This window comes from Methylobacterium sp. J-070 (genome assembly GCF_022829385.1).
Classification (GTDB): Bacteria; Pseudomonadota; Alphaproteobacteria; order Rhizobiales; family Beijerinckiaceae; genus Methylobacterium.
Window position 1 is genome coordinate 99,722 of record NZ_JAKSXX010000235.1, and the last position, 23,773, is coordinate 123,494.

Genomic DNA, 23,773 nt, shown 5'->3' on the forward strand with positions numbered 1-23,773 from the left:
ATGGCCCCGACGCACGTGCCGGACGCGATCCCGGAAATCGAGCGTGCGACCCTGCGAAAGGTCACGTGGCGCATCCTGCCGTTCCTGATGTTTGCCTATTTCGTGGCCTTCGTCGACCGGGTGAATGCCGGGTTCGCGGCGCTCCAGATGAACCACGACATCGGCCTCTCCGCGGCGCAGTTCGGGCTCGGCGGCGGCCTGTTCTACGTGTCGTACGTGCTCTGCGAAGTGCCGAGCAACATCGCCATGGAGCGGTTCGGCGCCCGGATCTGGATCGCCCGGATCATGATCACCTGGGGTCTGGTCTCCGCCGCCATGGCGTTCGTGGTCGGGCCGTACTCGTTCTACGCGGTGCGCCTCCTGCTGGGCGCCTCCGAGGCCGGCTTCTTCCCCGGGGTGATCCTGTACCTCACCTACTGGTTCCCCCGCGCCTACCGCGGCCGGATCGTGGCCATCTTCATGGTGGCGATCCCGATCTCGAGTTTCCTGGGTTCGCCCATCTCGGCGGCGATCCTCGACACCGACGGGATGCTCGGCCTGCGCGGGTGGCAATGGCTGTTCATCCTGGAGGCGGCGCCGGCGGTGCTCCTCGGGGTTCTCGCCTTCGCGCTCCTGCCGAACGGCCCCGGCACGGCGCGCTGGCTGACCCCGCAGCAATGCGCGTGGCTCCAGGAGCGGCTCGCCGCGGAACGCGCCTCGGTGGTCCGCGGCGCGGCGGCCCCGGCGAAACACCGCTCGGTCTGGGAGGTCATGCGCAACCGCTACGTGCTGGCAGCGTCCCTGATCTACGCGGGGGCCTCGGGCGCCAGTCAGTGCCTGTCCTTGTGGCAACCGCAGATCATCAAGTCTTTCGGGCTCACCAACCTGGAGACCGGGCTGCTCAACTCCATCCCGTTCGGGATCGCCTCCGTGCTGATGATCCTGTGGGGCCGGTCGTCCGACCGGCGGCGCGAGCGGGTCTGGCATACCGCCCTCCCGCTGGCCCTGCTGGCGCTGAGCCTCGCCGCCGCGCTCGCCACCGCGCAGCTTCTGCCGACAATCCTGATCCTGTGCCTCGCCGTGACCGCCACCTATATGGTCAAGGGGCCGTTCTGGGCCCTGTCCACCGAGTGGCTGTCGGCAGGCACGGCGGCGGCGGGCATCGCGCAGATCAACGCCATCGGCAACATCGGCGGCTTCGTCGGCACCTATCTGCTCGGCGTGATCAAGGACGCCACGGGGAGCTACCCCCTGGGCCTCCTGCCGCTGGCCGCGCTCTCCGCCGTGGGCTGCCTGCTCGTCCTCGGCCTCGGGCGGAGTCGCGATCGGGCGGTCCAATCCGCCACGGCGTAACCCGCGATCGATGTTTTTCCCGGGACAGACGGCTGCAATCGCGGAAACGCGTCATGCAAGGGCCTTCCTCGATCCTGCTGCCGACGCTCGAAGCGCGCCGCAGGATTGCTGATCGCGAGGGCGACGCAAGTCTTCATAAGTACATTTCTATCTGAACAACGCGTCGATACCGTTTCCTGTCTAGGCGCCGGCGCGCAGACGTTTGCCGTTGACAGATCTAGTCTCTGGTGATCACACTCGTGCCGATAGAGCATGAAGCTCTAGGATCGCGCACTCCCGGGCATGACGACCGACGAGTGCCCTACGCCCGAGGGCATCTGCCTCCCCCCTCGCTGGCGATCGAGACCGACCCGGCGTGCCGAATGACCGATCGGGCGCATCGCGGTCTGAGCCGCCAGCGATCGGGTGCGGTCCCTCCCGGTCAATTGCCGATTGGAAACGTCGGATGGCGCTGCGAGGTCGAGGACGGGATCGTCGCCCGATGTCCGAGGCTTCGCGAGACCTCCCAACAATAACGATGCACTGCGCATTGCCGGATGTGTGGGGAAACGGCTCGGTCTCGGCCTGAACAGCGGGAGATAGTCGGATGGATTTCGTACCCTCGATGGCCGCGGTCTCCGCGGCGATGCAGAAAATACAGCAGACCGAGGCCGTCTCGCTCAAGGCGATCGTGGGAGTCGCCCCTCCGGCCCCGGCCCTCGATCCGCGATCGGTCTACACGCTGACCCCGGAGGCGGCCAACGCGGTGTTGTCCCTGGCGCAGACGCGGTCTCAGGCCGTGCAGATCGCCGAGTTCGACAGTCGGTACGGCCACGGCCCTGAGGGCACCCGCGCGGTGATGGCGACCGCCGCGGTGACCGCGCCGGTCGTCTCGGTGGAACCCACGAAATCGGTGGGTGCCGCCAACCGGAACTGGAACGAGGACGTCCGGCTCGAGCCGGTGACGCCCCGGAAGGTCGGCGCGGATCTGACCGTCCAATACGACAGCCCGCGGGTCATGGCCGCCTGGAGCGCCGCCTTCCCCGATGTCGCGCGCCGGCAATACCGCGGCCTGCTGGTGTCGGACATGGCGGTCAAATCGGCCCTCGCCGTGGCCGCGAAGAATGCCGGCTACAGCGGAACGGCGAAGGACATCTACCTGCTCTGCAACGGGGAGAAGTTCAGACTCTTCAGCGACGATCATCCGGATACCAAAATCAACTGGATCAACATCGACAACGACGAGATCTTTTTTTTCTGGCCGAAAACCTTCGGCACGGAATCCGACGAGGCGTAGAATATATTTGATCTGATGCGGATCACGAGGCGCGACACGCTCTCCTCCCCCTCGTGGGGTGGAGGAGGAGGTGGGGGTGGTGCAGACGGCACCGCCGAGCCAGATTCGCCGTCAGAGCTTCGGGAGGATGGCGCGCAGATGCGCAGCGAACGCCCGGGTGAGCGGCGAGGCGTGCCGTTCATCCAGTCGAACGGCGAGGCCGATCCGCGGGAGCGGCGGTAATCCGCTGGCACGGGGCTGGATCCGCAGGTCCGGCGGGACCGCCGAGCGGGTCAGCACCGCGACGGCGCGGCCCGACCGCGCGACCGCCAGAAGCCCGGACAGGCTGCCGCTCGCGTAGGCGATCCGGTACGGGCGCCCGGCCCGGTTCAGCGCGGCGAGGGCGGCCTGATGGTCGAGGGTGTCGGGATCGCCGAGCGCCAGGGGCAGCGGGTCCGGCCAGGGAGCGGATCCATCGCGCGCCGCGCCTTCGGGGGTCACCCAGACCAGGTCCTCGCGCCGCAGGATCGTGCAGGCGGTGGAGAGCGGCACGGAGACGAGCGCGAGGTCGAGGCCGCCGCGTTCGATCCGCCCTTCGAGGCGGGGCGTCGCGGCGCAGACGACCTCGATCGCCGCAGCCGGATGAAGCTGCGCGAAGGTCCTGAGCAGAGCCGGCAGGAACGCCTGCGCATAATCGTCCGGGCAGCCGAACCGCAGGGTCCCGCGCAGGCTCTGGCCCGCAAGTTCGGCAAGGGCCTCGTCGTGCGAGGCGAGGATCCGGCGTGCGTGGACCAGCAGGCGCTCACCCTGGACGGTCAGCAGAACGCCCCGCCCGGTCCGGGTCAGCAGGGGCTGATCGACCAGCGCCTCCAGGCGCTTCATCTGCATGCTGAGCGCGGCTTGGCTGCGGCCGACGCGCTCGGCGGCCCGGCTGAGCGCGGCGGTCTCCGCCACCAGGGCGAAGCTGCGCAGCAGCGCGATGTCGAGCGTCTGAGCCATCAGAGAAACTGAACCCTCGGTTCAGAACTATCCGCTACACGGCGGTCGCCGCCGCGCCTAGCTTGAACCCGCCGAGCCAGGGAGCAGCATCCGCCATGACGCGCAACGCCGACCCGGAGTTCTGGACCCGCGCGCGCCGCCACCTCGTGCGGTACGGCGGCACCTTCGCGCCCGTGATCATCGAACGGGCCGAGGGCAGCTTCGTCATCGACGCCGATGGCCGGAAGATCCTCGACTTCACCTCCGGTCAGATGAGCGCCATCCTGGGTCACGGCCACCCCGAGATCGCCGCGGTGGCGACCCATCACGTCGGGCACCTGGATCACCTGTTCAGCGGGATGCTGAGCCGCCCCGTCGTCGATCTCGCCGCGGAGCTGGCCCGGCTGGCTCCGGGCGACCTCGAACGGGCCCTCCTGCTCACCACGGGCGCGGAGGCCAACGAGGCGGCCCTGCGGATGGCCAAGCTCGCCACCGGCGGCTGGGAGGTGGTGAGCTTCGCCCAGTCGTGGCACGGCATGACGGCCGGCGCCGCCTCGGCGACCTACAGCGCGGGCCGCAAGGGCTACGGTCCGGCTCCGGCCGGATCCTTCGCGATCCCGGCACCGAACGCCTACCGCCCGGCCTTCGCGAAGGACGGGGCTTTGGACTGGCAGACCGAGCTGGACTACGCCTTCGCCCTGGTGGACCGGCAGTCGACCGGCAATCTCGCGGCCTTCCTGGCCGAGCCGATCCTCAGCTCGGGGGGCATCATCGAGCTTCCGCCGGGCTATCTCGGGGCCCTGAAGCGCAAATGCGCCGAGCGCGGCATGCTGCTGATCCTCGACGAGGCCCAGACGGGCATCGGCCGCACCGGCCTGATGTTCGCCTGCGAGCGCGACGGCGTGGTGCCCGACATCCTGACGCTCTCGAAGACGCTGGGGGCCGGCCTGCCGCTCGCGGCGGTCCTGACGACGCCGGAAATCGAGGATCTGTGCCACGCCCGCGGCTTCCTGTTCTACACGACCCACGTCTCCGATCCGCTGCCCGCGGCGGTCGGCCTGAAGGTGCTGGAGATCGTGCAGCGCGACGGCCTCGTCGCGCGGGCAGCGGAGGCCGGGGCCCGGCTGTCCGCGCGGCTGCGGGCGCTCCAGCAGCGGTTCGCCTGCATCGGCGACCTGCGCGGGCGGGGCCTGCTGCAGGGCGTCGAGATCGTCGCCGACCGGGCCACGAAGGTGCCGGCGCCGGACCTCGGTGATGCGATCACCCGGCGATGCCTCGACCTCGGGCTCAGCATGAACATCGTGCAGCTGCCCGGCATGGGCGGCGTGTTCCGCATCGCGCCGCCGCTGACGGCCACGGATGCGGAGATCGACCTCGGCGTCGATATCCTGGAGCAGGCTCTCGAGAGTTGCGTCTAGGAGCCTGTTCGACCTGGCATCCCAGCATCCTGCCCCGGCCCGCGGTGCCCGTCGGGCTCATCGCGCAAGCAGAGAGCGCCGTGAGGGATCGGGTGATCTGGCCGATCAATTCCGGCTCAGCTTCGACTTGGCTGCGATGGCTGGACAGCCTTTAGATTTATCGATCGGACTCAGGTCACCGAAACCGCCGTCTCGTCCTTGCGAGCGGTGGCAGGGAGCCCGAACGCGGCGCAGTCGGGCACAGGATCGAAGGCCTCAGGCCGCCTCGATCTCGCCACTGACGGTCAGCCATTCCTCCTCGGCGGCGGCCAGGGCCCCGGCGGCGTCGGCGCGCATCCTGGCGATCTCGCCGGCCTTGGCGGCGTTCTCCCGGAACGCGGACCCGTCCTCCAGGGCCGCGTCGATCTTCTCGATGGCCGCGGTCAGCTTCGCCATCCGCGCCTCGATCGCCTCCAGGCGCTTGCGCAGGGGCGCCAGGGCCGCCCGGCGCTCGACCCCCGCCCGCCGCGCCTCGGCCTTCTGGCCGCCGGTGGGCTCCGCGTCGCGCTCGGCCTCGCGCTCCGGTCCGGACAGGACGAACCGGCGGTAATCGTCCATGTCGCCGTCGAAGGTCTTCACCGTGCCGTCGGCGACCAGCCACAGCCGGTCGGCGCAGGCCTCGACCAGGAACCGGTCGTGGCTCACCAGGATGACGGCGCCCTCGTAATCGTTGATCGCCTCGACCAGGGCCTGCCGGCTCTCGATGTCGAGGTGGTTGGTCGGCTCGTCGAGGATCAGCAGATGCGGGCCGTGGAAGGCGGCGAGCCCCATCAGCAGCCGCGCCTTCTCGCCGCCGGAGAGTTTCTCCACCGGAGTGTCGGCCTTGTTGGCGCCGAAGCCGAGCCGGGCGGTGGCGGCGCGGACCTTCGCCTCCGGCACGTCGGGCATCAGGGTGCGGACATGCGCGTAGGCGCTCTCGGAGGGGCGCAGCTCGTCGAGCTGGTGCTGGGCGAAGTAGGCGACCTCCATCTTGGAGGAGCGCTTGACCTCGCCGGCGAGGGGACCGAGCCGGCCGCCGATCAGCTTGCAGAAGGTCGATTTGCCGTTTCCGTTGGCGCCGAGCAGCGCCACCCGATCGTCGGGGGCGAGGCTGAGATCGAGCCCGTTGAGGACGATCCGGTCCCCATAGCCGGCCTTCACCCGCTCCATGGCGACGATCGGCGGCGACAGCGGCTTCTCCGGGCTCGGCAGGTGAATCACCGGCACGTCATCCTCGAGCAAGGCCGCGATCGGCTCCATCTTGGCGAGCCGCTTCATCCGCGACTGGGCCTGACGCGCCTTGGTGGCCTTCGCCTTGAACCGGTCGATGAAGCTCTGGAGATGGGCCCGCTCGACATCCTGCTTGGCCTTCGCCTTGGCCTGGAGGACCCGCTTCTCAGAGAGCTGCCTGGCGAAGCTCGTGTAGCCGCCGCGATAGATCGCGAGCTTCCCGCGATCGAGATGGAGGATGTGGTCGACGCTGGTGTCGAGCAGGTCGCGGTCGTGACTGATGATGATCGCGGTGCGCGGATAGCGCTCCAGGTAGTCGTAGAGCCAGAGCGTGCCCTCGATGTCGAGGTAGTTGGTCGGCTCGTCGAGGAGGAGCAGGTCGGGCTGCGAGAACAGCACCGCGGCGAGCGCCACGCGCATCCGCCAGCCGCCGGAAAAATCCGCGCAGGGGCGGCTCTGCGCGGCGGCGTCGAAGCCGAGGCCGTGCAGGATCGCGGCGGCCCGGGCGGGCGCCGAATGCGCGCCGATATCCACGAGCCGGGTCTCGATCTCGGCCCGGCGCAGGCCGTCGGCATGCTCGGCCTCCGCCATCAGCCGGGCGCGCTCGGTGTCGGCCGCCAGCACGACGGCGTGCAGCGTCTCGGGACCCGCCGGCGCTTCCTGCGCGACCGCGCCGATCCGCATGCCCTTCGGCAGCGAGATCGATTTGGCGTCCACCGACAGGTCGCCGAGGATCGCCCGGAACAGCGTCGTCTTGCCGGCGCCATTGCGCCCGACGAGGCCCACGCGGGCGCCTTCCGGGATCGTGAAGCTCGCGGCGTCGAGGATCAGACGGTCGCCGATGCGGTAGGAGAGGTCGTTGACGCGCAGCATGGCGGCGTTCTGGCGGTCTGGACGCTGCGAGGCAAGCGTCGCCTGAGCGCCCGCCGCCATCCCGGATCCGGCAAGCACATGGGCGAGTCCAAACTTTATAGCGCAACCTAGCGACCGTGCGACCGCGCCTATTTTAACGGAATCGCATGGATCGTGTGCCTATCGTCGGCTGTCTACTCCGCAGTTGCTCCGCGAACGTTGTTCTTCGGTGCGATTGCGGACGCTGGCCGCAGACAACCGCGTCGCGGGACGCCGCGATCGCTACGGCCTTCAGAATCGTACGCTCTGGCGTTGGGCGTATGACGGGAGCGAAATCTTGGGCCGGACCCTGATCCTCACCGACGATATTGCGCGCGCCGAGCGCCTCGCGCGCAGTCTCGGCCCGAACGGGACCGTGTCCCTTTACGATCTCTACGGTGACGGCGTGCCTCCGGCGGGCGCCGCCCTGATCATCAGCGACGTGAGTGCGCTCACCTCCGAATCCGTGCGGCGCCTGCGGCACGCGCTCACCGCAGCGCGGACCGCCGATACGCCGTTCCTGGCGCTGGTCCACGGCAATCTCGGGCGCGGAGAGATCCAGGCCACCGCCCTCGGCGCAACCCGGGTCCTGCCGGCCTCGGCGGCGAGCACCATGCTGCTCAACGCGGCCGCCGCATTGACCGGCGGCGTCAGTCCGCCCAGAGCGCGCTCCGATCTCGGAGATCAGGCCAAGGGCGCGCGGGACGCCTTCACCGCCATCTTCCGCGCGGACCGGGCCCCGGCGCCGGCGATCGTCGAGTCGGGCGCCATCCTGGTCAAGCGCGCCGTCCGCGAGGCAAAGATCCGCGACTGGCTCAGGGTCGTGGCGAATTTCGACGACGTGACGCACCGGCACTGCCTGAGCGTGGCCGGGCTGGCGGCGGCCTTCGCGCAGCGCCTGGGGCTCAACGAGACCGATTCCAGCGACCTGATCAAGGGCGCGCTGCTCCACGACATCGGCAAGGCCAAGATCTCCCTCGCGATCCTGAACAAGCCGGCGCCGCTGACGCCGGAGGAGCGGGTCGACATGGCGCGGCACCCGGCGCTCGGGCACGGCATGCTGCTCGAAGGCGGCTACGACGCCCTGACCCTCGCGGTCGTCCGGTCGCATCACGAGTATCTCGACGGGTCCGGCTATCCGGACAGGCTCACCGCCCCGCAGATCCCGGATCTGGTGCGGCTGATCACGATCTGCGACATCTTCGCGGCGCTCATCGAGGCGCGGCCCTATAAGGCTCCGAAGCCCGCTCGCGACGCCTTCGCGATCCTGGAGACCATGGGCGCGAAGCTCGACACCGACCTCGTTCGTGCCTTCGGCGGCGTCGCGATGGCCTGCGAGACCGCCTGCCGCGCCTCGGCCTGACCGTTCCGAGCCACGACCGGCGGCGTCAGGCCAGCTCCCAGGCCGACCGGTCCCGCATCAGCGCGGCCACGAGCGCGTGGTTCAGCTCGTGCCCGGTATGCAGGGCCGTGACGCGTCCCTCGATCGGGTGGCCGGCCAGGGCGAAGTCGCCGACGAGGTCGAGGATGCGGTGGCGCACCGGCTCCCCCGGAACGCGCATCCCGCCGAGCACCCGACCGCGCACCAGTAGCGCCGCCGAGCGGGGCGAGACCCCCTGCAGAAAATCCCTCCGCGTCAGGTATCCGTAGGCGCGTCCGGCCATGGCGCGGACGTACCGGCCGAAGCTCCGGGCCGGAGCGATCTCGCGCTCGAAAATCTCCGGCGTGATGGCGCCCGACCAGTCGATCTCGCCGAAATGCGAGAGCGCCACATGGCCGGTCACGTGGAGGCCCGTGCCGGGCTCGATCCGGACGCGGCGCTGGCCGCGTTCCACCGCCACCGCGCGGCGGACCCGGATCATCCGGCAGCGCGCCGGCTGTTCGGTCCGCCCGGCGGCCCGGATCGCCTGACACCAGGGCGCGGCGCTGCCGTCGAAGATCGGCAGTTCGTCCGCGTCGATCTCGGCCAGCACGTTGTCGATCTGCAGGGCGCTCAGGGACGCCATCAGATGCTCGATGGTGCGGACGAGGACGCCCTCCCGCCGGATCGCCGAGGAAAGCGGCTGCGACTCGCGGTACTGCCAGAGCGCCGGAACGTCGACGACGCGGCCGTCCCTCAGGCGCCGCCGGAAGACGATGCCGTGTCCCTCGGGCGCCGGGCTGACGCGCACGACGGCGTGGCGCCCGGAATGCAGGCTGAGTCCGGATCGTTCGAACGGAACTGTGAGCGTGGCCTGCAGGCGCGGGAACGGCACGGCGGCGCGGGTACCGGGATAGGCGGATGTGATCTCGTGAGGCATCGTAGCCGCGCCCCCACGCGGCTCAGGTAGTTAGCCCTGATTCCGGATCCACGCTAATAAACTCCTGTTCAGCTAGGCGCGGCTTGACCGCCCCGCCCGCGACGGTCACGATTACGCATGCCCGACCGATCGAGCCTTGCTGCGGCGAGGCCCGGCTTCACCGTGCGGGCTGCTCCCGTCTCCCGATCTGCTGGCCGGCACCCGTCAGGGCAGGGACGGAGGCCGGTCTTGAGGGAACACGATTGATGGCGCGGCTGGGGACGATACCCTTCTTCAAGGACCCGGGCATCGAGCTCAGCCCCTACGAGTCCCGCTGCCACTGGCGCCGCTTCGACGAGAACGAGGTCCTCGTCGACTTCGATGACATCTCCACGGACGTCTACTTCATCGCCTCCGGCGAGGTTCGGATCCTGAACCGCACGCAGTCGGGCAAGGAGGTGATCCTCGGCGAGATGCGCGGGGGCGCGTTCTTCGGTGAGCTCGCCGCCATCGACGGGATCGGCCGCTCGGCCAACGTCACGGCGCTGACCCGCGGGGAGGTCTGCGTGGTGCCGGCCGCGGTGTTCCGACAGATCGTGTTCGCCTCGGAGGCGATCGCCGACCGGCTGTTCCGGCTCCTGGCCAAGCGCGTCCGCGAGCTGAACACGCGGCTGATGGAGCACGCGCTGCTCGACCTCAAGCACCGCCTCTACGCCGAGCTGCTGCGCCTGTCGGTGCCCCGGTCCGGCGCTTCCGGCGAGCGGGTGGTTTCGCCGCCGCCCTACCATCACGTCCTCGCCGCCCGGATCGGCTGCCGCCGCGAGCAGGTCACGCGGGAGTTCACCACGATGGCCGCCGAGGGGCTGGTCGATCGCACCCGCGGCGCTCTGGTGCTGCGCCGGCCCGACCTGCTCGAAGCGCGCGTGGCCGAGGCCCTGCGCGAGGATTCCTGATCCCTTGTCCGACGCGTCGGCGCCGCGCCTGAGACTGCAGGATCTGACCAAGGACTTCGGCACGCACCGGGCCGTGGATGCGGTGACGCTGGATCTGGAACCCGGGGAGTTCTTCTGCCTGCTCGGGCCCTCCGGCTGCGGCAAGAGCACCCTGTTGCGCCTGATCGCGGGCTTCGAGGCCCCGAGCGCGGGCCATGTCCGGCTCGGCGAAACGGACCTCACGGCGATGCCGCCGCATCGGCGGCCGGTCAACATGATGTTTCAGTCCTACGCCCTGTTCCCGCACATGAGCGTGGCGGGCAATGTCGGCTACGGACTCAAGGGTTTGAGCCGGGCCGCGACCGCCGCCAGGGTGGCCGAGCTTCTGCGGCTGGTTCGCCTCGACGGTTTCGGCGCGCGCCGGCCGGAGACGCTCTCCGGCGGGCAGCGCCAGCGGGTCGCGCTGGCCCGGGCGCTCGCCCGCGAGCCCGGGCTGCTCCTGCTCGACGAACCCCTCGGCGCCCTGGACCGCGGCCTGCGGGAGGAGACGCAGGGCGAGCTGCGCGCGCTGCAGCGGCGGCTGGGCACCGCCTTCGTGGTCGTCACCCACGATCCCGAAGAGGCGATGATGCTCGCCGACCGGATCGGGGTCATGGAGGGTGGTCGCCTCGTCCAGGTCGGGAAGCCGGACGCGCTCTACCGGCGCCCGGCGAACCGCTTCGTGGCCGGGCTGCTCGGCGACGTGAACCTCATCCCCGGCCGCGTCGGGCCCGAGGGACCGGGCGGGATCCGCACCGTCCGGACGGCCCACGGGGAGGTTCGCGGCGTCGCGGAGGGCGCCCTGGCCGAGGGCGCCGCGGTGGCGGTGGCGGTGCGTCCCGAGGATCTGGCCTTCGTCGACGACGGTCTTCCGGTCGTGGTGGCCGACGCCACGTTCCTGGGCGACCGCGTGCGGCGGACGCTGCGCCTGCCCGACGGCGCGATCCTGAGGGCCAGCGGCCGGCCCGGGGACTCGGGTGTATCCCCGGGCTCGGAAACGCGTGTCGGTTTCGCGCCCGATGCCGCCGTGATCCTGCCGGCATGAGCTGCGCCGACGACGCGCGCGTCTCCTTCCCGGTCCGCGGAAGCGGGCAGGCGCGGGGGCCGGCCGCGCCGTCTCGTCGGCGGAGGATCCCGCGCCCGATCGATCTCGGGGGATTGTGCGGGCGCCCGCGCGCCTCGGACCGCCGTGATGCGGCCTGCGTCCCGTGAGCCGTCTTAAACCCGGTCGGGCCTTCGATCGCTTGGTGCGGCTGGCGCCGTTCCTGTGGCTGACCGCATTCTTTCTCGTGCCCTTCGCGATCACGCTCAAGATCAGCCTGTCGGAACCGGCCACGGCGATCCCGCCCTATCTGCCGCTGCTCGATTGGCGCGCCGGTCTGGACGGCTGGTCGACCTTTCTCGAAGCCCTGAACTTCGACAACTACGCGACGCTCTACGCCGACCCGCTCTATCGCGACGCCGCACTCGGCTCGGTGGCCTACGCGGCCCTGGCGAGCCTCATCCTCGTGGCCCTCGGCACGCCCCTGGCCTATGCCCTGGCCCGGGCGCCCTCCCGGTGGCAGCCGCTCCTCGTCGCCCTCGTGGTCGTGCCGTTCTGGACGAGCTTCCTGATCCGGATCTATGCCTGGATCGCGATCCTGAAGCCCGAGGGGCTGCTCAACCTGGGGCTTCTCCGGCTCGGGCTCATCTCCGCGCCGCTGACGATCCTCAACACCGATGCCGCCATCCTCATCGGCCTCGTCTACGCCTACCTGCCCTTCATGGTGCTGCCGCTCTACGCGGTGATGAACCGCCTCGACCCAACCCTGCGCGAGGCGGCCGCCGACCTCGGCGCATCGCCGACCCGGGTATTCTGGAGCGTGACCGTGCCGCTGAGCCTCCCCGGCATCGTGGCGGGCGCCGGGCTGTGCTTCATCCCGATGGTGGGCGAGTTCGTGATCCCGGACCTGCTGGGAGGTTCGGAGACGCTGATGCTCGGCCGGGTGCTCTGGACCGAGTTCTTCTCGAACCGCGACTGGCCGCTCGCCTCCGCGGTCGCCGTGCTGATCCTCGCCATCGTGGTCGGCCCGGTGGTGCTGTTCCGCGACGGCCTGCGCACGGGCGATGCCGAGGAGCGCCGGCCGTGACCTGGGTGACCCGCACCGCCCTGTGGGCCGGGCTCGGCTTCCTCTACGCGCCGATCCTCGTGCTGATCGCCTACTCGTTCAACGCCTCGCCCCTGGTGACGGTCTGGGGCGGGGTGTCGACGCGCTGGTACGGCGTGCTCCTGTCGGACGCGCAGCTCATGGCGGCCGCCTGGGTGTCGTTCAAGGTGGCGGTCCTGGCGAGCCTGATCGCCACATCGCTCGGCACCCTGGCGGCTCTGGCCCTGGAGCGGCACGGACGGTTCCGGGGGCGGACAATGTTCACCGGCCTCATCCTCGGACCCATCGTGATGCCGGAGGTGATGATCGGGCTGTCGCTGCTCCTGATGTTCATCGGCATCGGACTCGACCGGGGCCTGATCACGCTCATCATCGCGCACGCCACGTTCTGCACGGGCTTCGTGGCGGTGGTCGTGGCGGCGCGGCTGCGCGGTCTCGACCGGTCCCTCGACGAGGCGGCGGCCGACCTCGGCGCGGGGCCCTGGCGCGTCCTCACCACCATAACGCTGCCGCTCCTGGCGCCGGCGGTGGCGGCCGGCGGGCTCCTGGCCTTCAGCCTGTCGCTGGACGATCTCGTGATCGCCAGCTTCGTCTCGGGTCCGGGCTCGACCACGCTGCCGATGCGGCTCTACAGCCAGGTTCGGCTCGGCGTGAACCCCGAGATCAACGCCGCCTCGACGCTACTCATCGGATTCGTGAGCGCGGCCGTGCTCCTGGCCTCGTGGCTGACCGCCCGGCGCGGGCCGAGGTAAGGCGTCTCATTCCGCCGCCTGCGGCCGCGTCGCGGCGTTTGCCCGGGTCAGCTGCGCCACCGCCGCCGTGACGAGGATGTTCACCACCAGAGCCGCGACGCCGACATTCACGTCCTGGAAGGGTCCGAGCGACGGGAAGGCCGACAGGCTGAAACCGCTGAGCACCGTCGCCGCCACGGTGGCGACGCCCGCCACGATGCCGGCCATCGCGGCGCGCCAGTCGAGCGGATTGCGCCGCATCAGGCTCGCGATGAAGCAGGGGAAGAGCTGGGTCACGAAATTGTAGCCCATGAGCAGCAGCTGCACGATGGTGTCGCCGCCCGAGAGCGTGAACCCGACGCAGACGAGGGCCAGGATCGGGACCGTGAGCTTGCACAGCCGTGCGGTCGCGGCATCGTCCATGCCGGGCCGTAAGGGCCGGACGAGGTTGTTGGCCGCCAGGGTCGCGCCCGCGATCAGGATCATCGAGCCCGGGACGAGGGCGGTGAGCACGCCGGTGGCGCCGATGATCCCGATGAACCACGGCGGGAAGCTCTGCAGCGACAGCTTGAACAGCGACAGATCGACGTCCGGTCCGGTGAGGCCGGGCACCTGAAGCACTGCGGTGAAGCCGATCATGAACACGAACAGGTTGATCAGCTGGTAGATGGGCAGGATGACCGCGTTGCGCCGGAAGGCGCCCGGCTCCCGCGCCGTGTAGAGCGACGCGAAGGTGTGCGGCCACATGTAGCCGCCGAGCGCGGTGAGCAGCACGGTGGTTGAGAACCACGTGGGGCTCTGGCCCCGGTCGGGCAGGGCCAGGAAGCCCGGCTTCGCGGTCTCGATGGCCCGGAACAGCCCCTCGTAGCTGCCGTAATAGTGCAGCGGCAGGTAGATGCCGAGGAAGATCACCAGTGCCAGGATGCTGGTGTCCTTGATCACCGCAGTCCAGGCCGAGCCGTGCACGCCGGAGACGATCACGTAGACGGTCAGGGCCGCGGCACCGATCCAGACCGCGACCGTCGAAGAGATCGCGCCGTACGAGGTGGTCGAGACGATGATCCCGAGCCCTTTGAACTGGAGGACGAGGTAGGGGACGAGGGCGACGAGGCCGACCAGCGCCACGAGCATGCCCAGCGCCCGGCTCTCGTACTTCCGCGCGAAGAAGTCGGGCTGCGTATAGAGGTCGTGCCGCTTCGCGTAGCGCCAGACCGGCGGCAGCAGCCAGTACGAGGTCACGTAGGCGAGGGTCAGGTAACAGAGGATGTAGTAGGCCGGGCCGCCCTTCCCGTAGGCGATGCCGGAGCCCCCCAGGAAGGTGAAGGTCGTGTAGATCTCGCCGGCCATCAGCAGGAAGACCAGAGCCGTGCCGAAGCCGCGGCCGCCGACCGTCCATTGCTCCAGACCCATGTCGCGCCCGAGCCGGGCATAGAGGCCGAGCCCGATCGCCACGGCGAAGCCCGCCGCCACGATGATGAGTGCGACGTTCATCGCGCATCGTCCGGCGCGCGCCGTTCGGGATCGGTCAGATAGATCACCCCCATGACCGCCGAGGTTCCGATCACGCAAAGCACCAGCCAAGCGAGGAGCAGCGGCAGGCCGAGGACGAAGGGCTCGACGCGATTCAGGAGGAACGGGCCGAGCAGGATGCCGAGAAAGGGCAGAACGGCGAGCCAACGCAGATGTCGCATGCGCGATACAATCCTGGGCCACTCAATACTGCGGCGTGGATCAGTCGAGCCCGGCTGTCAATCTGTCGCTCGGCCAAAGTGGCATCGGCCGGCCAATCGACGCGCTGTGCGCCGGCGCACACGGTCACGCTTCGCGCGCCCGTAGATTTGCGGTGATCCGACCGACCGATGCGGCGGATGCGGGATGGATTTTCGTCATGCGACGCACCCTGACCACCCTCGCCGTGGCGGCGCTGCTCCTCGGCTCCGCGGCGCAGGCCGAGGCCCGGACCATCCGGGTGCCGGCCAAGGCCCCGCCGAGTGCGGCGATCAAGGCGCGCCAGACCGCGATGAACGATTTCAGCGCGCGGATGGGCCGCCTCGACAGGCTGATGGGCCTGCCGTCGACCCCAGCATTGCGGTCGCGCTCGGCCGAGGCCGGGCGCTGACGCGCGGCCGCCGGATCACCGGCCGAGGCCGCCCGCCTCCTCCACGAAGCGCGCCACCGCGTCCGCACCGTCGCCCCTACGGAGGGAAGCGAACACGTAGGGTCGTACACCGCGCATCCGCCGCGTGTCCGCCTCCATGACCGACAGGTCGGCGCCCACGAGCGGCGCGAGGTCGGTCTTGTTGACGATCAACAGGTCGGAGCGGGTGATCCCCGGGCCACCCTTGCGCGGGATCTTCTCGCCCCCCGCCACATCGATGACGTAGAGGGTGATGTCGGCGAGTTCCGGCGAGAACGTCGCCGCCAGATTGTCGCCGCCGGACTCGATCAGCACCAGATCGAGCTTCGGGAAGCGCCGGCTCATCTCGGCCACGGCCGCGAGGTTGATCGAGGCGTCCTCGCGGATCGCGGTATGCGGGCAGCCGCCGGTCTCGACGCCCAGGATGCGTTCCTCCGGCAGCGCGCCGGCGACGGTCAGGATCCGGGCGTCTTCCTTGGTGTAGATGTCGTTGGTGATCGCGCAGATCTCGTAGCGATCCCGGAAGCGCTTGCAGAGCTGCTCCATCAGGGCGGTCTTGCCGGACCCGACGGGGCCGCCGATGCCGACGCGGAGGGGGCCGTTTGAGGGAGTCATGCTGCGCGCTCAGGATCGGAAGATGCGGGAATACTGGGTCTCGTGCCGGAATGACCCGAGGTCCAGGCGGAACGTGGCGGAGCCGAGGGCGTCGAGATCCGAGACATCAGCCGCTTCGGCGAGGGCGGCAATCCGCGGGGCGAGGGCGGCCACCACCCGCGTGCCGGCCGTCTGGCCCACGGGCGCCGCGCGCAGCGCCGCGGAGACGAGGTTCTGGACGAAGGCGAGACCGTAGGCCGACAGCACCGGTCCGCTCGCCATGCCGTGCGCCCCGCCCGCGACCCCGACGGCCACCGGGTAGGCGACCGGGCCGGGGAGATGTCCGGCCAGTCCAGAGAGCGGCGCGCAGGGCCATGCGATCAGGGTCGCATCGAGGAAGCTCCGGCCCTGCTGGCTGGTCTCCAGATGCAGTTCCCGCGACGGCGCGAGCGCCAAGGCGAGATCGTTGAGCGCGCCGAGGGCGACGCCGTCGGCAGATCGCGCGAGACGGTGGGCCTCGGCGGCCAGGATCAGGTCGTTCCGCAACGCGCCGCGCTCGCACACATCGCCGAGCCAGGCCGCGAGGCTGGCCTCGTCGCGCACGTCGCCGGCCTCGACCGCCCATTCCAGCCCGTGCGAGTACGCGTAGGCGCCGACCGGATAGCCCGGCGACAGCCAAGCCATCAGGCGGAGCGCGTCGAGGGGGTCAGACGGCTTCATGGGGGTGATGGTGGTGGCCGCCCTGCGGATGGTCGTGAGCGTGACCGCCCGCATAGGCGCCGCGCTCCGGCCGGAAGGGCCGCTCCACGGGCTCGGCGCCCCCGCCGAGGCCCCGCACCATCTCGGCCAGCACGTGGTCATAGGCGATCCAGACGGCGTCCGCACCGATCTCGGCGGGGATGTGCCGGTTGCCGATGTGCCAGATGAGGCGCTTGAGGGCGTGATCGCTCGGCGCGCGGATCTCCAGCAGACGCTCCGGCGCCGCCTCGACCCAGACGAGGCGGCCATCCTGCAGGACCAGGGCGTCGCCGTCCTCCAGGACGGTCGGCTCGGGGAGGTCGAGCAGGAAGCTCAGGCCGCCGGCGCCGCGCATGGCGACGCGGCGGCGGTGCCGGTCGCCGTGGTCGAGGATCACGCGGTCGACGATCTCGCCGCCGGACAGGGCGTCCCGGCGGAGGATGCGGGTGGCGCGGATCATGGCCTCAGGACTCTCGGTTCGGGAGAGGTCGTCCGTCGGAGGTGGTCTCGGCGCGGCCCTCGCCACGGCGCCCCCCTGTCCGTCCGCACCACGATAGCTCAGAACAGGAAATAGCGCTGCGCCATCGGCAGCACCTCGGCGGGCTCGCAGACCAGCAGCTCGCCGTCGGCCCGGACGTCGTAGGTCTCGGGATCGACCTCGATCACCGGCGTGGCGTCGTTGAGCACCATGCTCGCCTTCGAGATGCCGCCGCGGACGTTCTCGACGGCGACCAGCTCCTTCTGGACGCCGAGCCGCTCCCGCAGACCGTCCTCGACGGCTGCCTTGGAGACGAAGGTCAGGGCTGTGGCGAAGGGCGCCCGGCCGTAGGCGCCGAACATCGGCCGGTAATGGACCGGCTGCGGCGTCGGGATCGAGGCGTTCGGGTCGCCCATGGGCGCCGTCGCGATGGTCCCGCCTTTGATCACCAGGTCGGGCTTCACGCCGAAGAAGGCCGGCGTCCACAGCACGAGATCGGCGAGCTTGCCGGGCTCCACGGAACCGATGTGCCGGGAGACGCCGTGGGCGATCGCCGGGTTGATCGTGTACTTGGCGACGTAGCGCCGGGCGCGCAGGTTGTCGGTGCCGGAGGCGTCCCCCGGCAGGGGGCCGCGCTGGCGCTTCATCTTGTCGGCGGTCTGCCAGGTGCGGATGACGACCTCGCCGACCCGGCCCATGGCCTGGCTGTCGGACGACATCATCGAGAGCGCGCCGATATCGTGCAGGATGTCCTCGGCCGCGATCGTCTCGCGCCGGATCCGGCTCTCCGCGAACGCGAGATCCTCGGGGATCGACGGGTCGAGGTGGTGGCAGACCATGAGCATGTCGAGATGCTCGTCGATCGTGTTGCGGGTGTAGGGCCGCGTCGGGTTGGTGGAGGAGGGCAGCACGTTCGGCAGCCCGGCGACCTTGATGATGTCCGGCGCGTGGCCGCCGCCGGCGCCCTCCGTGTGGAAGGCGTGGATGGTCCGGCCCTTGAAGGCCGCGATCGTGTCCTCGACGAAGCCCGATTCGTTGAGCGTGTCGGTGTGGATCATGACCTGGATGTCGTGGGCGTCCGCCACCGACAGGCAGGTGTCGATCGCCGCCGGCGTGGTCCCCCAATCCTCGTGCAGCTTGAGCGCGCAGGCGCCAGCCCGGACCATCTCGACCAGGCTCTCCGGCCGGGCGGCGTTGCCCTTGCCGGCGAAGGCCAGGTTCATCGGGAAGGCGTCGGCCGCCTCGATCATCCGGGCGATGTGCCAGGGACCGGGCGTGCAGGTGGTGGCGAAGGTGCCGTGGGCCGGGCCGGTGCCCCCGCCGAGCATCGTGGTGACCCCTGAACAGAGCGCCTCCTCGATCTGCTGCGGGCAGATGAAGTGGATGTGGCTGTCGAAGCCCCCGGCGGTCAGGATCTTGCCCTCTCCGGCGATGACCTCGGTCCCGGGCCCGACCACGATGTCGACGCCCGGCTGGACGTCCGGATTGCCGGCCTTGCCGAGCTTGAAGATCCGGCCCCGCACGATGCCGACATCGCATTTCACGATGCCCCAATGGTCGAGCACGACGGCGTTGGTGATAACCGTGTCGACCGCGCCTCCGGCGTTCGTCACCTGGCTCTGGCCCATGCCGTCGCGGATGACCTTGCCGCCGCCGAACTTCACCTCCTCACCGTAGGTGGTGAAGTCCCGCTCGACCGTGATCTCGAGGCTGGTATCGGCGAGGCGGATGCGGTCGCCAACGGTGGGGCCGAACATGTCGGCATACGCGGACCGCGGCAGGCTTGCGGGCTTGGGCGTGTTGGCCATGGTCAGCTCTCCCGTCGCAAGCGTGTGTAGGCGTCGGCCGGCTCGGCTTTCTGATCGAAGGTCAGCGTCGTGCTGCAACCGGCCGACCGATTGATGGCGCCGATCAGGTGGTCCGCGAAGCCTCTTCGTCCCTTAGTCCAGGCGGCCAGAGCGGCCTCGGCCGCGTCACGCCGGCCGATGGCAATGTTGGAGGTGTCAAGGAGCCGCCGGATCAGGGCGGCAAGAGCGAGCTTCTTCTGACGGAGCGGCCGGGCCAGGATCCAGATTGTCTCGGCCAGCACGACGGCATTCACAAAGAACTGAGCGTCGCGTCGGCTCAAAGCTTCGGCGGCCTTCGCCGTCTGATCAGGCGCATCGTCGGGCCACACGGCTTCATCGACCAACCAGCGCAACGGCACATCGGTGTCGAGGCCGATCACGTTTCACCATCCTCGCCGGTGCCTCTCATCCGGTTCCAACGGGCGCTGCGGCTCTCCTCGATCCAGCGCACGATGCGCGCACGATCGACCGGCGCGATCGGATCGCACGCATCGGTTCCAACGCTTCCGCGAAGGTCCGCGATGTAAGGAGACGTGCGCGGTGGTCGCAAGCAATTCCGGCCTGAGAAACCCGGAGGACCGCTCACAGCTTACCCATCACGTCGCCGCGGAACCCGTAGACGGTGCGGCCGCCGGACAGCGGCACCAGCGCGACCTCCCGTGTCGAACCCGGCTCGAAGCGCACGGCAGTGCCGGGGGCGATGTCGAGACGCTTGCCGCGGGCATGCTCGCGCGAGAAAACGAGACCCGGATTGACCTCGTAGAAATGGTAGTGCGACCCGACCTGGATCGGGCGGTCGCCGGTGTTGGCGACCTCGATCACGGTCCGCTCGGCCCCGGCGTTGAACACGATCTCGCCGGGCAGGGTCGTCACCGCGCCGGGGATGTCGGCCGAGGCGGCGCCCCGGATCGGATGGTGAACGGTGACGAGCTTCGTACCGTCCGGGAAGGTCGCCTCGACCTGGATGTCGGGGATCATCTCGGCCACGCCCTCCATCACCTGATCGGCCGTGAGCACGGTGCCGCCGGCCTGCATCAGCTCCGCGACGGTGCGGCCGTCCCGGGCGCCCTCGACCACGAAGTCGGTGATCAGTGCCACGGCTTCCGGATGATTGAGCTTCACGCCCCGGCTGAGGCGATTGCGCGCCACCTGCGCCGCCATGGCGATCAGCAGCTTGTCCTTCTCACGGGGCGTCAGCAGCACGGCAAACCTCGTCGTTGCGGCCGCCGGAGCAAGGATCATGCGCGGGGCGCGGTCAAGGATGCGGCCGGCCGGACTCAGCGCTCCATCCCGGCAAAACCCGCGAACAGCTCCGGCATCGTCGCGCCCTTCAGCGTCGCCGGAAGGTCGCGGGGATGGATGAAGGCCTCGCGAAACCAGGGAAACCGCGCCGGATCGAAGCTGCCGCGGATCCAGTCGATCGCCTGGCGGACCCGATCGATTCGCTCGGCGTCGGGGTGATAGGTCAGCCAGATGTCGAGACCGACCTGGACGAGGCCGTCGAGGGGCACAAGCCGGGCGCCGATCGCTGCCGCGTACGTGGGCAGCCAGCCGATCCCGGCGCCGTTGGCGACCGCCCAGTAATGGGCGCTGCTCACGTTGGTCTTGAGGGTCACGTAGCCGGATTGCGGCATCCCGGGCGTGTGCCGGTCGTATTCCGCCATGCTGACGGTCTGGCTCGAGACCTGAAGGACGATCCGGTGCCGCGCCGCGTCCTCGACTCCGGACGGGTGACCGTAGATGTCGAGATAGCTGCGCGCCGCGAACGGCATGACGTGCAGGCGACCGAGCTTGACCACCTTGAGGTCCGGATTGACCGGCCGCACCAGCTGGACCGCCACGTCGGCCTCGAGGCGGCCGACATCGGCCGGATCCATCGTGCAGCGCAGATCCACCACGAGCCGCGGGTTCGAGCGCTGGAACTCGACGAGGCGCGGCGCGAGCCAGAACGTGCCGAGGCCCTCGGTGACGGCGATCCGCACCTCGCCGGTCGGGGTGGCGGAGGCCGCATCCCGGGCCCGCAGAACCGAGTAGGCGGCGCTCTCCATGGTGCGTGTCGCCGCCAGGATCGTCTCGCCTTCGGACGTCAGGCGGACCCCGGCGGCGTGGCGGGTGATCAGGGTGACGCCGAGTTGCGCCTCCAGGTCGTCGATCCGCCGACGCAGGGTGTTGATCGAGAGACCCACTGCGGCGGCCGCCGCCCGGAAGCTGCCGCGGCGGTCGAGTTCCAGGAACAGGCGCAGGTCCTGCCAGTCCGGCATGCCGGATTCCGATACCAGCGCGTGTTCCATCTGTGGGACCCCCATACTTCAAGTTTTGCACAGACGCGGGGCTTCGACCATGCGAAGCCGAGGGCCGTTCGCAAATCATCTCCCGAAGGCGCTGCGATGACGGTCCACGTATCCCCGCCCGACCATGCGCTCCATCCGCCCGGCGCGCCGGAAGCGCGGCACGACATCATCGACCTGAGATCGGCGCGCCTCGCCCGTCATTTGGTACTGTTCACCCCGGCCCCGGGCGATCTGGAGCGGTTGCTGGACGAGACCCGGGCCGCATTGCCGGGCGTCGCCGACGTCTCCGTGGTCCGCCGCGTGATGACGACCAATCCCGACACCGTCTTCGCGATCGCCCGCCGCGAGACCTACGATGCGCGTTCGCCCCGCGGCGAGGGCCTGACCGCGATCCTGCCCCTGAACGAAGCCGGGATGCAGGCCCTGCTGTCCGGCACGTTCGACGCGAGTGATCCCGACACGGGGTTCATCGCCCTTCAGCACGAGCGTCCGGCCGGGATCTATCTCTGGGTGATCCATGCCCGGCGGCGGCTCGCGGCGGCCGTCGCCCTGATGCTGCAGCGAATCTCGACGCCGCTGTGCCGCGATGTCGACCTGTTCGCCCGCGCGGCCACCGCCGAGGGCGCCGACTACCTGGAGGGGATCGGGTTCACCAGGGGCGCGGCGTGGCGCGGCCTGCGCGCCCCCGGGCTGCACATGTTCCACCGCTCGGAGCCGGCCGAGCGGCTGCCCCCTTACGACAGCCATCGCCCCGGCGTCACCGGCACAAGCGTCTCGGTGGCGCGGACCTTCGAGGATCTGTCCCGAGTCATCGCCCTGCGCTCCGCCGTGTACATGGCCGAGCAGGCCTGCCCCTACGAGGAGGAGTTCGACGGCAACGACCTCTCGGCCACCCACCTGATCGGCTATGTCGGGGACGAGCCCGCCGGCTGCCTGCGCATCCGCTTCTTCGCCGACTTCGCCAAGATCGAGCGCCTCGCGGTTCGGGCCGAGTTTCGCAACACGCGCATGGCCTTCGCGCTCGTCCGGGCCGGCATCGAGCTGGCTCGCGTGAAAGGCTATCGCCGCCTCTACGGCCATGCGCAGAAGCGCCTCGTCGGCTTCTGGAGCCGCTTCGGCTTCCGCATCTTCGAGGGCGCTCAGGAACTGGTCTTCTCGGATTTCGACTACATCGAGATGCTGCTGGAGGCCGAGCCCCACCCACAGGCCATCGCCATCGGGGCCGACCCCTACGTGATCATCCGGCCGGAAGGCCGCTGGCACCGCGCCGGGGCCCTCGATCGCTCCAAGGCCCGGGCGGTCACCCGGCCCTCCGTCGGAGCGAAGGCGGCAGCCCGATGATCCGGACCTTCAACCCGGCGCTCTACCGCCGGCCGCGCAGCGTACCCGTCCTCGTGCTGGTCGACATGCAGCAGGAATACGAGGTCGCAGGCCGGCCCCTCGCGTTGTCGGACATCGCGCCGGCCCTGCACAATTGCCGACTGGCCCTCAGCCATGCCCGGGAGAGCGGCATCCAGGTCGCTTACGTGCGCTGGATCGGCGCCCCGCTGTTCCAGGCGGGCAACCGCTTTTCCCGATGGATCGAAGGCTTCGAGCCCCATGGCTGCGACATGATCTTCGACCGGGACCGGCCGTCCTGCTACGCCAGCCCGGCCTTCGCCGATGCCATGGAGCGCGGCTGCCCGCCCCTCGTGATCGCGGGCTTCGCCGGTGAGGCGGCCTGCCTCGCCACGGCGATCGACGGCTTCCACCGGGGTCAGGAGGTGACATTCCTGTCCGACGCCTCCGCCAGCCACGGCCTCGACGGGATCGCGGCCGGCGACATCCATCGCACGGTGAGCGCGGTGATGCGCGCCTTCGGAGACGTCATCGACACGCAGTCGTGGATCTCCGCCTCCGCGGCGTTCAGGCCGGCACCGGCCATCTCCAGCCAGACGCATGCGAATGACTGATCCGGTCCAATTCGACAGGGCCGGCAGCCGCGCCGGGACCGATCACGACGATGCGCTCCAGCGCCTCGGACGGCACGCGATCGCGCTGCTCCAGGCCGCGCGGGATTCGGGCGATCTCGCGTTGATCGCGCAGGCGGAAGCCATGGCGATGGCGGTCGGCTTCACGCTGGCGGCGCAACTGCCCTCGGCCGGGAGCGGTGCGGACTGATCAGCCGGCGCGGTCGTCGATCGCGGCTTCGCCGCCGATGAGGCGCATCGCGCGCAGCCGTGCCGTGCGCTCGTCCCGTGCGCGTCGGTCGGCGTCGAGGGCCAGCCAAAGGGCCACCAGCTCCGGCCGGCGCTGCGGTTCGACAGTCTCGTTCGCCGCACCCAGAGATTCGGTCTGTTCGAAGGCGTCCATGCTCGGATCCCCGCGCCTAGCGCTGCGGTCCGCTAACAGCACAGCCCGCCTCAGGTCCAGCCCGGCGAATGGCTCGACATTCGACA

General features: G+C 70.0%; 25 protein-coding genes. 12 read left to right on the forward strand and 13 right to left on the reverse strand.

The genetic code is table 11. The features are described from left to right. Both MKL01_RS25350 and MKL01_RS25355 read left to right on the forward strand, forming a co-directional pair. Entirely contained in the window at positions 1-1,332 is a 1,332-nt protein-coding gene (locus MKL01_RS25350) for an MFS transporter (RefSeq protein WP_243907933.1), read from the forward strand. Positions 1,333-1,918: 586 nt separating this feature from the next. Continuing rightward, positions 1,919-2,608: a hypothetical protein gene (locus MKL01_RS25355; RefSeq protein WP_243907934.1), complete on the forward strand. Its 690-nt coding sequence runs from the start codon at positions 1,919-1,921 to the stop codon at positions 2,606-2,608. A gap of 111 nt (positions 2,609-2,719) precedes the next feature. Here MKL01_RS25355 and MKL01_RS25360 read toward each other — a convergent pair whose 3' ends face one another. Further along, on the reverse strand, positions 2,720-3,586 hold the full coding sequence (locus MKL01_RS25360) for a LysR substrate-binding domain-containing protein (RefSeq protein WP_243907935.1): 867 nt from the start codon (positions 3,584-3,586) through the stop codon (positions 2,720-2,722). A 95-nt stretch (positions 3,587-3,681) separates the two neighbouring features. Between MKL01_RS25360 and MKL01_RS25365 the strand changes: the two genes are divergently transcribed. Further along, positions 3,682-4,983: an aspartate aminotransferase family protein gene (locus tag MKL01_RS25365; protein ID WP_243907936.1), complete on the forward strand. Its 1,302-nt coding sequence runs from the start codon at positions 3,682-3,684 to the stop codon at positions 4,981-4,983. A 255-nt stretch (positions 4,984-5,238) separates the two neighbouring features. Here MKL01_RS25365 and MKL01_RS25370 read toward each other — a convergent pair whose 3' ends face one another. Continuing rightward, positions 5,239-7,104, reverse strand: coding sequence for an ABC-F family ATP-binding cassette domain-containing protein (locus tag MKL01_RS25370; RefSeq protein WP_243908209.1), 1,866 nt, complete (start codon positions 7,102-7,104; stop codon positions 5,239-5,241). 316 nt (positions 7,105-7,420) lie between these two features. Between MKL01_RS25370 and MKL01_RS25375 the strand changes: the two genes are divergently transcribed. After that, complete coding sequence (locus MKL01_RS25375; protein WP_243907937.1) at positions 7,421-8,485, forward strand: HD-GYP domain-containing protein; 1,065 nt, start codon at positions 7,421-7,423, stop codon at positions 8,483-8,485. A gap of 25 nt (positions 8,486-8,510) precedes the next feature. On the opposite strand, the gene MKL01_RS25380 is transcribed toward MKL01_RS25375, so the two are convergent. Beyond that, on the reverse strand, positions 8,511-9,422 hold the full coding sequence (locus MKL01_RS25380) for a UDP-3-O-acyl-N-acetylglucosamine deacetylase (protein ID WP_243907938.1): 912 nt from the start codon (positions 9,420-9,422) through the stop codon (positions 8,511-8,513). 245 nt (positions 9,423-9,667) lie between these two features. On the opposite strand from MKL01_RS25380, the gene MKL01_RS25385 reads away from it, so the two are divergent. The 4 genes from MKL01_RS25385 to MKL01_RS25400 all read left to right on the forward strand — a co-directional run bounded on the left by MKL01_RS25385 (position 9,668) and on the right by MKL01_RS25400 (position 13,271). Continuing rightward, positions 9,668-10,354 (forward strand): Crp/Fnr family transcriptional regulator, encoded by a 687-nt coding sequence (locus MKL01_RS25385; protein WP_243907939.1) that lies wholly within the window; start codon positions 9,668-9,670, stop codon positions 10,352-10,354. A 4-nt stretch (positions 10,355-10,358) separates the two neighbouring features. Next, the gene (locus tag MKL01_RS25390; RefSeq protein WP_243907940.1) at positions 10,359-11,417 is read left to right on the forward strand and encodes an ABC transporter ATP-binding protein; all 1,059 of its coding nucleotides are present in this window, start codon (positions 10,359-10,361) and stop codon (positions 11,415-11,417) included. A gap of 154 nt (positions 11,418-11,571) precedes the next feature. Continuing rightward, on the forward strand, positions 11,572-12,501 hold the full coding sequence (locus tag MKL01_RS25395) for an ABC transporter permease subunit (RefSeq protein ID WP_279604887.1): 930 nt from the start codon (positions 11,572-11,574) through the stop codon (positions 12,499-12,501). Beyond that, positions 12,498-13,271, forward strand: coding sequence for an ABC transporter permease (locus tag MKL01_RS25400; RefSeq protein ID WP_243907942.1), 774 nt, complete (start codon positions 12,498-12,500; stop codon positions 13,269-13,271). Before MKL01_RS25395 ends, MKL01_RS25400 begins: the two co-directional genes overlap by 4 nt. A gap of 6 nt (positions 13,272-13,277) precedes the next feature. Here MKL01_RS25400 and MKL01_RS25405 read toward each other — a convergent pair whose 3' ends face one another. Both MKL01_RS25405 and MKL01_RS25410 read right to left on the reverse strand, forming a co-directional pair. Beyond that, positions 13,278-14,741: a sodium:solute symporter gene (locus MKL01_RS25405; protein ID WP_243907943.1), complete on the reverse strand. Its 1,464-nt coding sequence runs from the start codon at positions 14,739-14,741 to the stop codon at positions 13,278-13,280. After that, positions 14,738-14,941 carry a DUF3311 domain-containing protein gene (locus MKL01_RS25410; protein ID WP_243907944.1) on the reverse strand — a complete coding sequence of 68 codons (204 nt, stop codon included), beginning with the start codon at positions 14,939-14,941 and terminating at the stop codon, positions 14,738-14,740. The genes MKL01_RS25405 and MKL01_RS25410 overlap by 4 nt, the downstream gene beginning before the upstream one ends. A 197-nt stretch (positions 14,942-15,138) precedes the next feature. On the opposite strand from MKL01_RS25410, the gene MKL01_RS25415 reads away from it, so the two are divergent. Further along, positions 15,139-15,369, forward strand: a complete 231-nt coding sequence (locus MKL01_RS25415; RefSeq protein WP_243907945.1) for a hypothetical protein — start codon at positions 15,139-15,141, stop codon at positions 15,367-15,369. Between the two features lie 15 nt (positions 15,370-15,384). On the opposite strand, the gene ureG is transcribed toward MKL01_RS25415, so the two are convergent. The 7 genes from ureG to MKL01_RS25450 all read right to left on the reverse strand — a co-directional run bounded on the left by ureG (position 15,385) and on the right by MKL01_RS25450 (position 21,335). After that, entirely contained in the window at positions 15,385-16,002 is a 618-nt protein-coding gene (gene ureG / locus MKL01_RS25420; protein ID WP_243907946.1) for an urease accessory protein UreG, read from the reverse strand. Positions 16,003-16,011: 9 nt separating this feature from the next. Continuing rightward, positions 16,012-16,701: an urease accessory protein UreF gene (locus tag MKL01_RS25425; RefSeq protein WP_243907947.1), complete on the reverse strand. Its 690-nt coding sequence runs from the start codon at positions 16,699-16,701 to the stop codon at positions 16,012-16,014. Further along, positions 16,688-17,179, reverse strand: a complete 492-nt coding sequence (locus MKL01_RS25430; RefSeq protein ID WP_243907948.1) for an urease accessory protein UreE — start codon at positions 17,177-17,179, stop codon at positions 16,688-16,690. The genes MKL01_RS25425 and MKL01_RS25430 overlap by 14 nt, the downstream gene beginning before the upstream one ends. 98 nt (positions 17,180-17,277) lie before the next feature. Next, a complete protein-coding gene (gene ureC / locus MKL01_RS25435) occupies positions 17,278-19,005 on the reverse strand; it encodes an urease subunit alpha (protein WP_243907949.1) in 1,728 nt (575 codons plus the stop codon). Between the two features lie 2 nt (positions 19,006-19,007). Further along, complete coding sequence (locus tag MKL01_RS25440) at positions 19,008-19,424, reverse strand: PIN domain-containing protein (protein ID WP_243907950.1); 417 nt, start codon at positions 19,422-19,424, stop codon at positions 19,008-19,010. Between the two features lie 202 nt (positions 19,425-19,626). Continuing rightward, positions 19,627-20,247 carry an urease subunit gamma gene (locus MKL01_RS25445; protein ID WP_243907951.1) on the reverse strand — a complete coding sequence of 207 codons (621 nt, stop codon included), beginning with the start codon at positions 20,245-20,247 and terminating at the stop codon, positions 19,627-19,629. A gap of 74 nt (positions 20,248-20,321) precedes the next feature. Then, positions 20,322-21,335, reverse strand: a complete 1,014-nt coding sequence (locus tag MKL01_RS25450) for a LysR family transcriptional regulator (RefSeq protein WP_409566335.1) — start codon at positions 21,333-21,335, stop codon at positions 20,322-20,324. A gap of 96 nt (positions 21,336-21,431) precedes the next feature. On the opposite strand from MKL01_RS25450, the gene MKL01_RS36025 reads away from it, so the two are divergent. The 3 genes from MKL01_RS36025 to MKL01_RS25465 are packed head-to-tail and all read left to right on the forward strand — an operon-like array spanning position 21,432 to position 23,495. Continuing rightward, the gene (locus tag MKL01_RS36025; RefSeq protein WP_313901489.1) at positions 21,432-22,676 is read left to right on the forward strand and encodes a GNAT family N-acetyltransferase; all 1,245 of its coding nucleotides are present in this window, start codon (positions 21,432-21,434) and stop codon (positions 22,674-22,676) included. Then, positions 22,673-23,287 (forward strand): cysteine hydrolase family protein, encoded by a 615-nt coding sequence (locus tag MKL01_RS25460; protein WP_243907953.1) that lies wholly within the window; start codon positions 22,673-22,675, stop codon positions 23,285-23,287. Before MKL01_RS36025 ends, MKL01_RS25460 begins: the two co-directional genes overlap by 4 nt. Next, entirely contained in the window at positions 23,280-23,495 is a 216-nt protein-coding gene (locus MKL01_RS25465) for a hypothetical protein (protein WP_243907954.1), read from the forward strand. The genes MKL01_RS25460 and MKL01_RS25465 overlap by 8 nt, the downstream gene beginning before the upstream one ends. Here the strand turns inward: MKL01_RS25465 and MKL01_RS25470 are convergent, their stop codons facing one another. After that, on the reverse strand, positions 23,496-23,687 hold the full coding sequence (locus tag MKL01_RS25470) for a hypothetical protein (protein WP_243907955.1): 192 nt from the start codon (positions 23,685-23,687) through the stop codon (positions 23,496-23,498). Positions 23,688-23,773 lie beyond the last annotated feature (86 nt).

Excerpts from the sequence above, each read along its gene's own strand:
- MKL01_RS25370 (WP_243908209.1), bottom strand. The coding sequence starts at position 7,104 with ATGCTGCGCGTCAACGACCTCTCCTACCGCATCGGCGACCGTCTGATC.
- MKL01_RS25410 (WP_243907944.1), bottom strand. The coding sequence starts at position 14,941 with ATGCGACATCTGCGTTGGCTCGCCGTTCTGCCCTTTCTCGGCATCCTG.
- MKL01_RS25350 (WP_243907933.1), top strand. The coding sequence starts at position 1 with ATGGCCCCGACGCACGTGCCGGACGCGATCCCGGAAATCGAGCGTGCG.
- MKL01_RS25360 (WP_243907935.1), bottom strand. The coding sequence starts at position 3,586 with ATGGCTCAGACGCTCGACATCGCGCTGCTGCGCAGCTTCGCCCTGGTG.
- MKL01_RS25385 (WP_243907939.1), top strand. The coding sequence starts at position 9,668 with ATGGCGCGGCTGGGGACGATACCCTTCTTCAAGGACCCGGGCATCGAG.
- MKL01_RS25355 (WP_243907934.1), top strand. The coding sequence starts at position 1,919 with ATGGATTTCGTACCCTCGATGGCCGCGGTCTCCGCGGCGATGCAGAAA.
- MKL01_RS25450 (WP_409566335.1), bottom strand. The coding sequence starts at position 21,335 with ATGGAACACGCGCTGGTATCGGAATCCGGCATGCCGGACTGGCAGGAC.
- ureG (WP_243907946.1), bottom strand. The coding sequence starts at position 16,002 with ATGACTCCCTCAAACGGCCCCCTCCGCGTCGGCATCGGCGGCCCCGTC.
- MKL01_RS25465 (WP_243907954.1), top strand. The coding sequence starts at position 23,280 with ATGACTGATCCGGTCCAATTCGACAGGGCCGGCAGCCGCGCCGGGACC.
- ureC (WP_243907949.1), bottom strand. The coding sequence starts at position 19,005 with ATGGCCAACACGCCCAAGCCCGCAAGCCTGCCGCGGTCCGCGTATGCC.
- MKL01_RS25460 (WP_243907953.1), top strand. The coding sequence starts at position 22,673 with ATGATCCGGACCTTCAACCCGGCGCTCTACCGCCGGCCGCGCAGCGTA.
- MKL01_RS25405 (WP_243907943.1), bottom strand. The coding sequence starts at position 14,741 with ATGAACGTCGCACTCATCATCGTGGCGGCGGGCTTCGCCGTGGCGATC.
- MKL01_RS25365 (WP_243907936.1), top strand. The coding sequence starts at position 3,682 with ATGACGCGCAACGCCGACCCGGAGTTCTGGACCCGCGCGCGCCGCCAC.
- MKL01_RS25430 (WP_243907948.1), bottom strand. The coding sequence starts at position 17,179 with ATGATCCGCGCCACCCGCATCCTCCGCCGGGACGCCCTGTCCGGCGGC.
- MKL01_RS25425 (WP_243907947.1), bottom strand. The coding sequence starts at position 16,701 with ATGAAGCCGTCTGACCCCCTCGACGCGCTCCGCCTGATGGCTTGGCTG.
- MKL01_RS25415 (WP_243907945.1), top strand. The coding sequence starts at position 15,139 with ATGCGACGCACCCTGACCACCCTCGCCGTGGCGGCGCTGCTCCTCGGC.
- MKL01_RS36025 (WP_313901489.1), top strand. The coding sequence starts at position 21,432 with ATGACGGTCCACGTATCCCCGCCCGACCATGCGCTCCATCCGCCCGGC.
- MKL01_RS25470 (WP_243907955.1), bottom strand. The coding sequence starts at position 23,687 with ATGGACGCCTTCGAACAGACCGAATCTCTGGGTGCGGCGAACGAGACT.
- MKL01_RS25380 (WP_243907938.1), bottom strand. The coding sequence starts at position 9,422 with ATGCCTCACGAGATCACATCCGCCTATCCCGGTACCCGCGCCGCCGTG.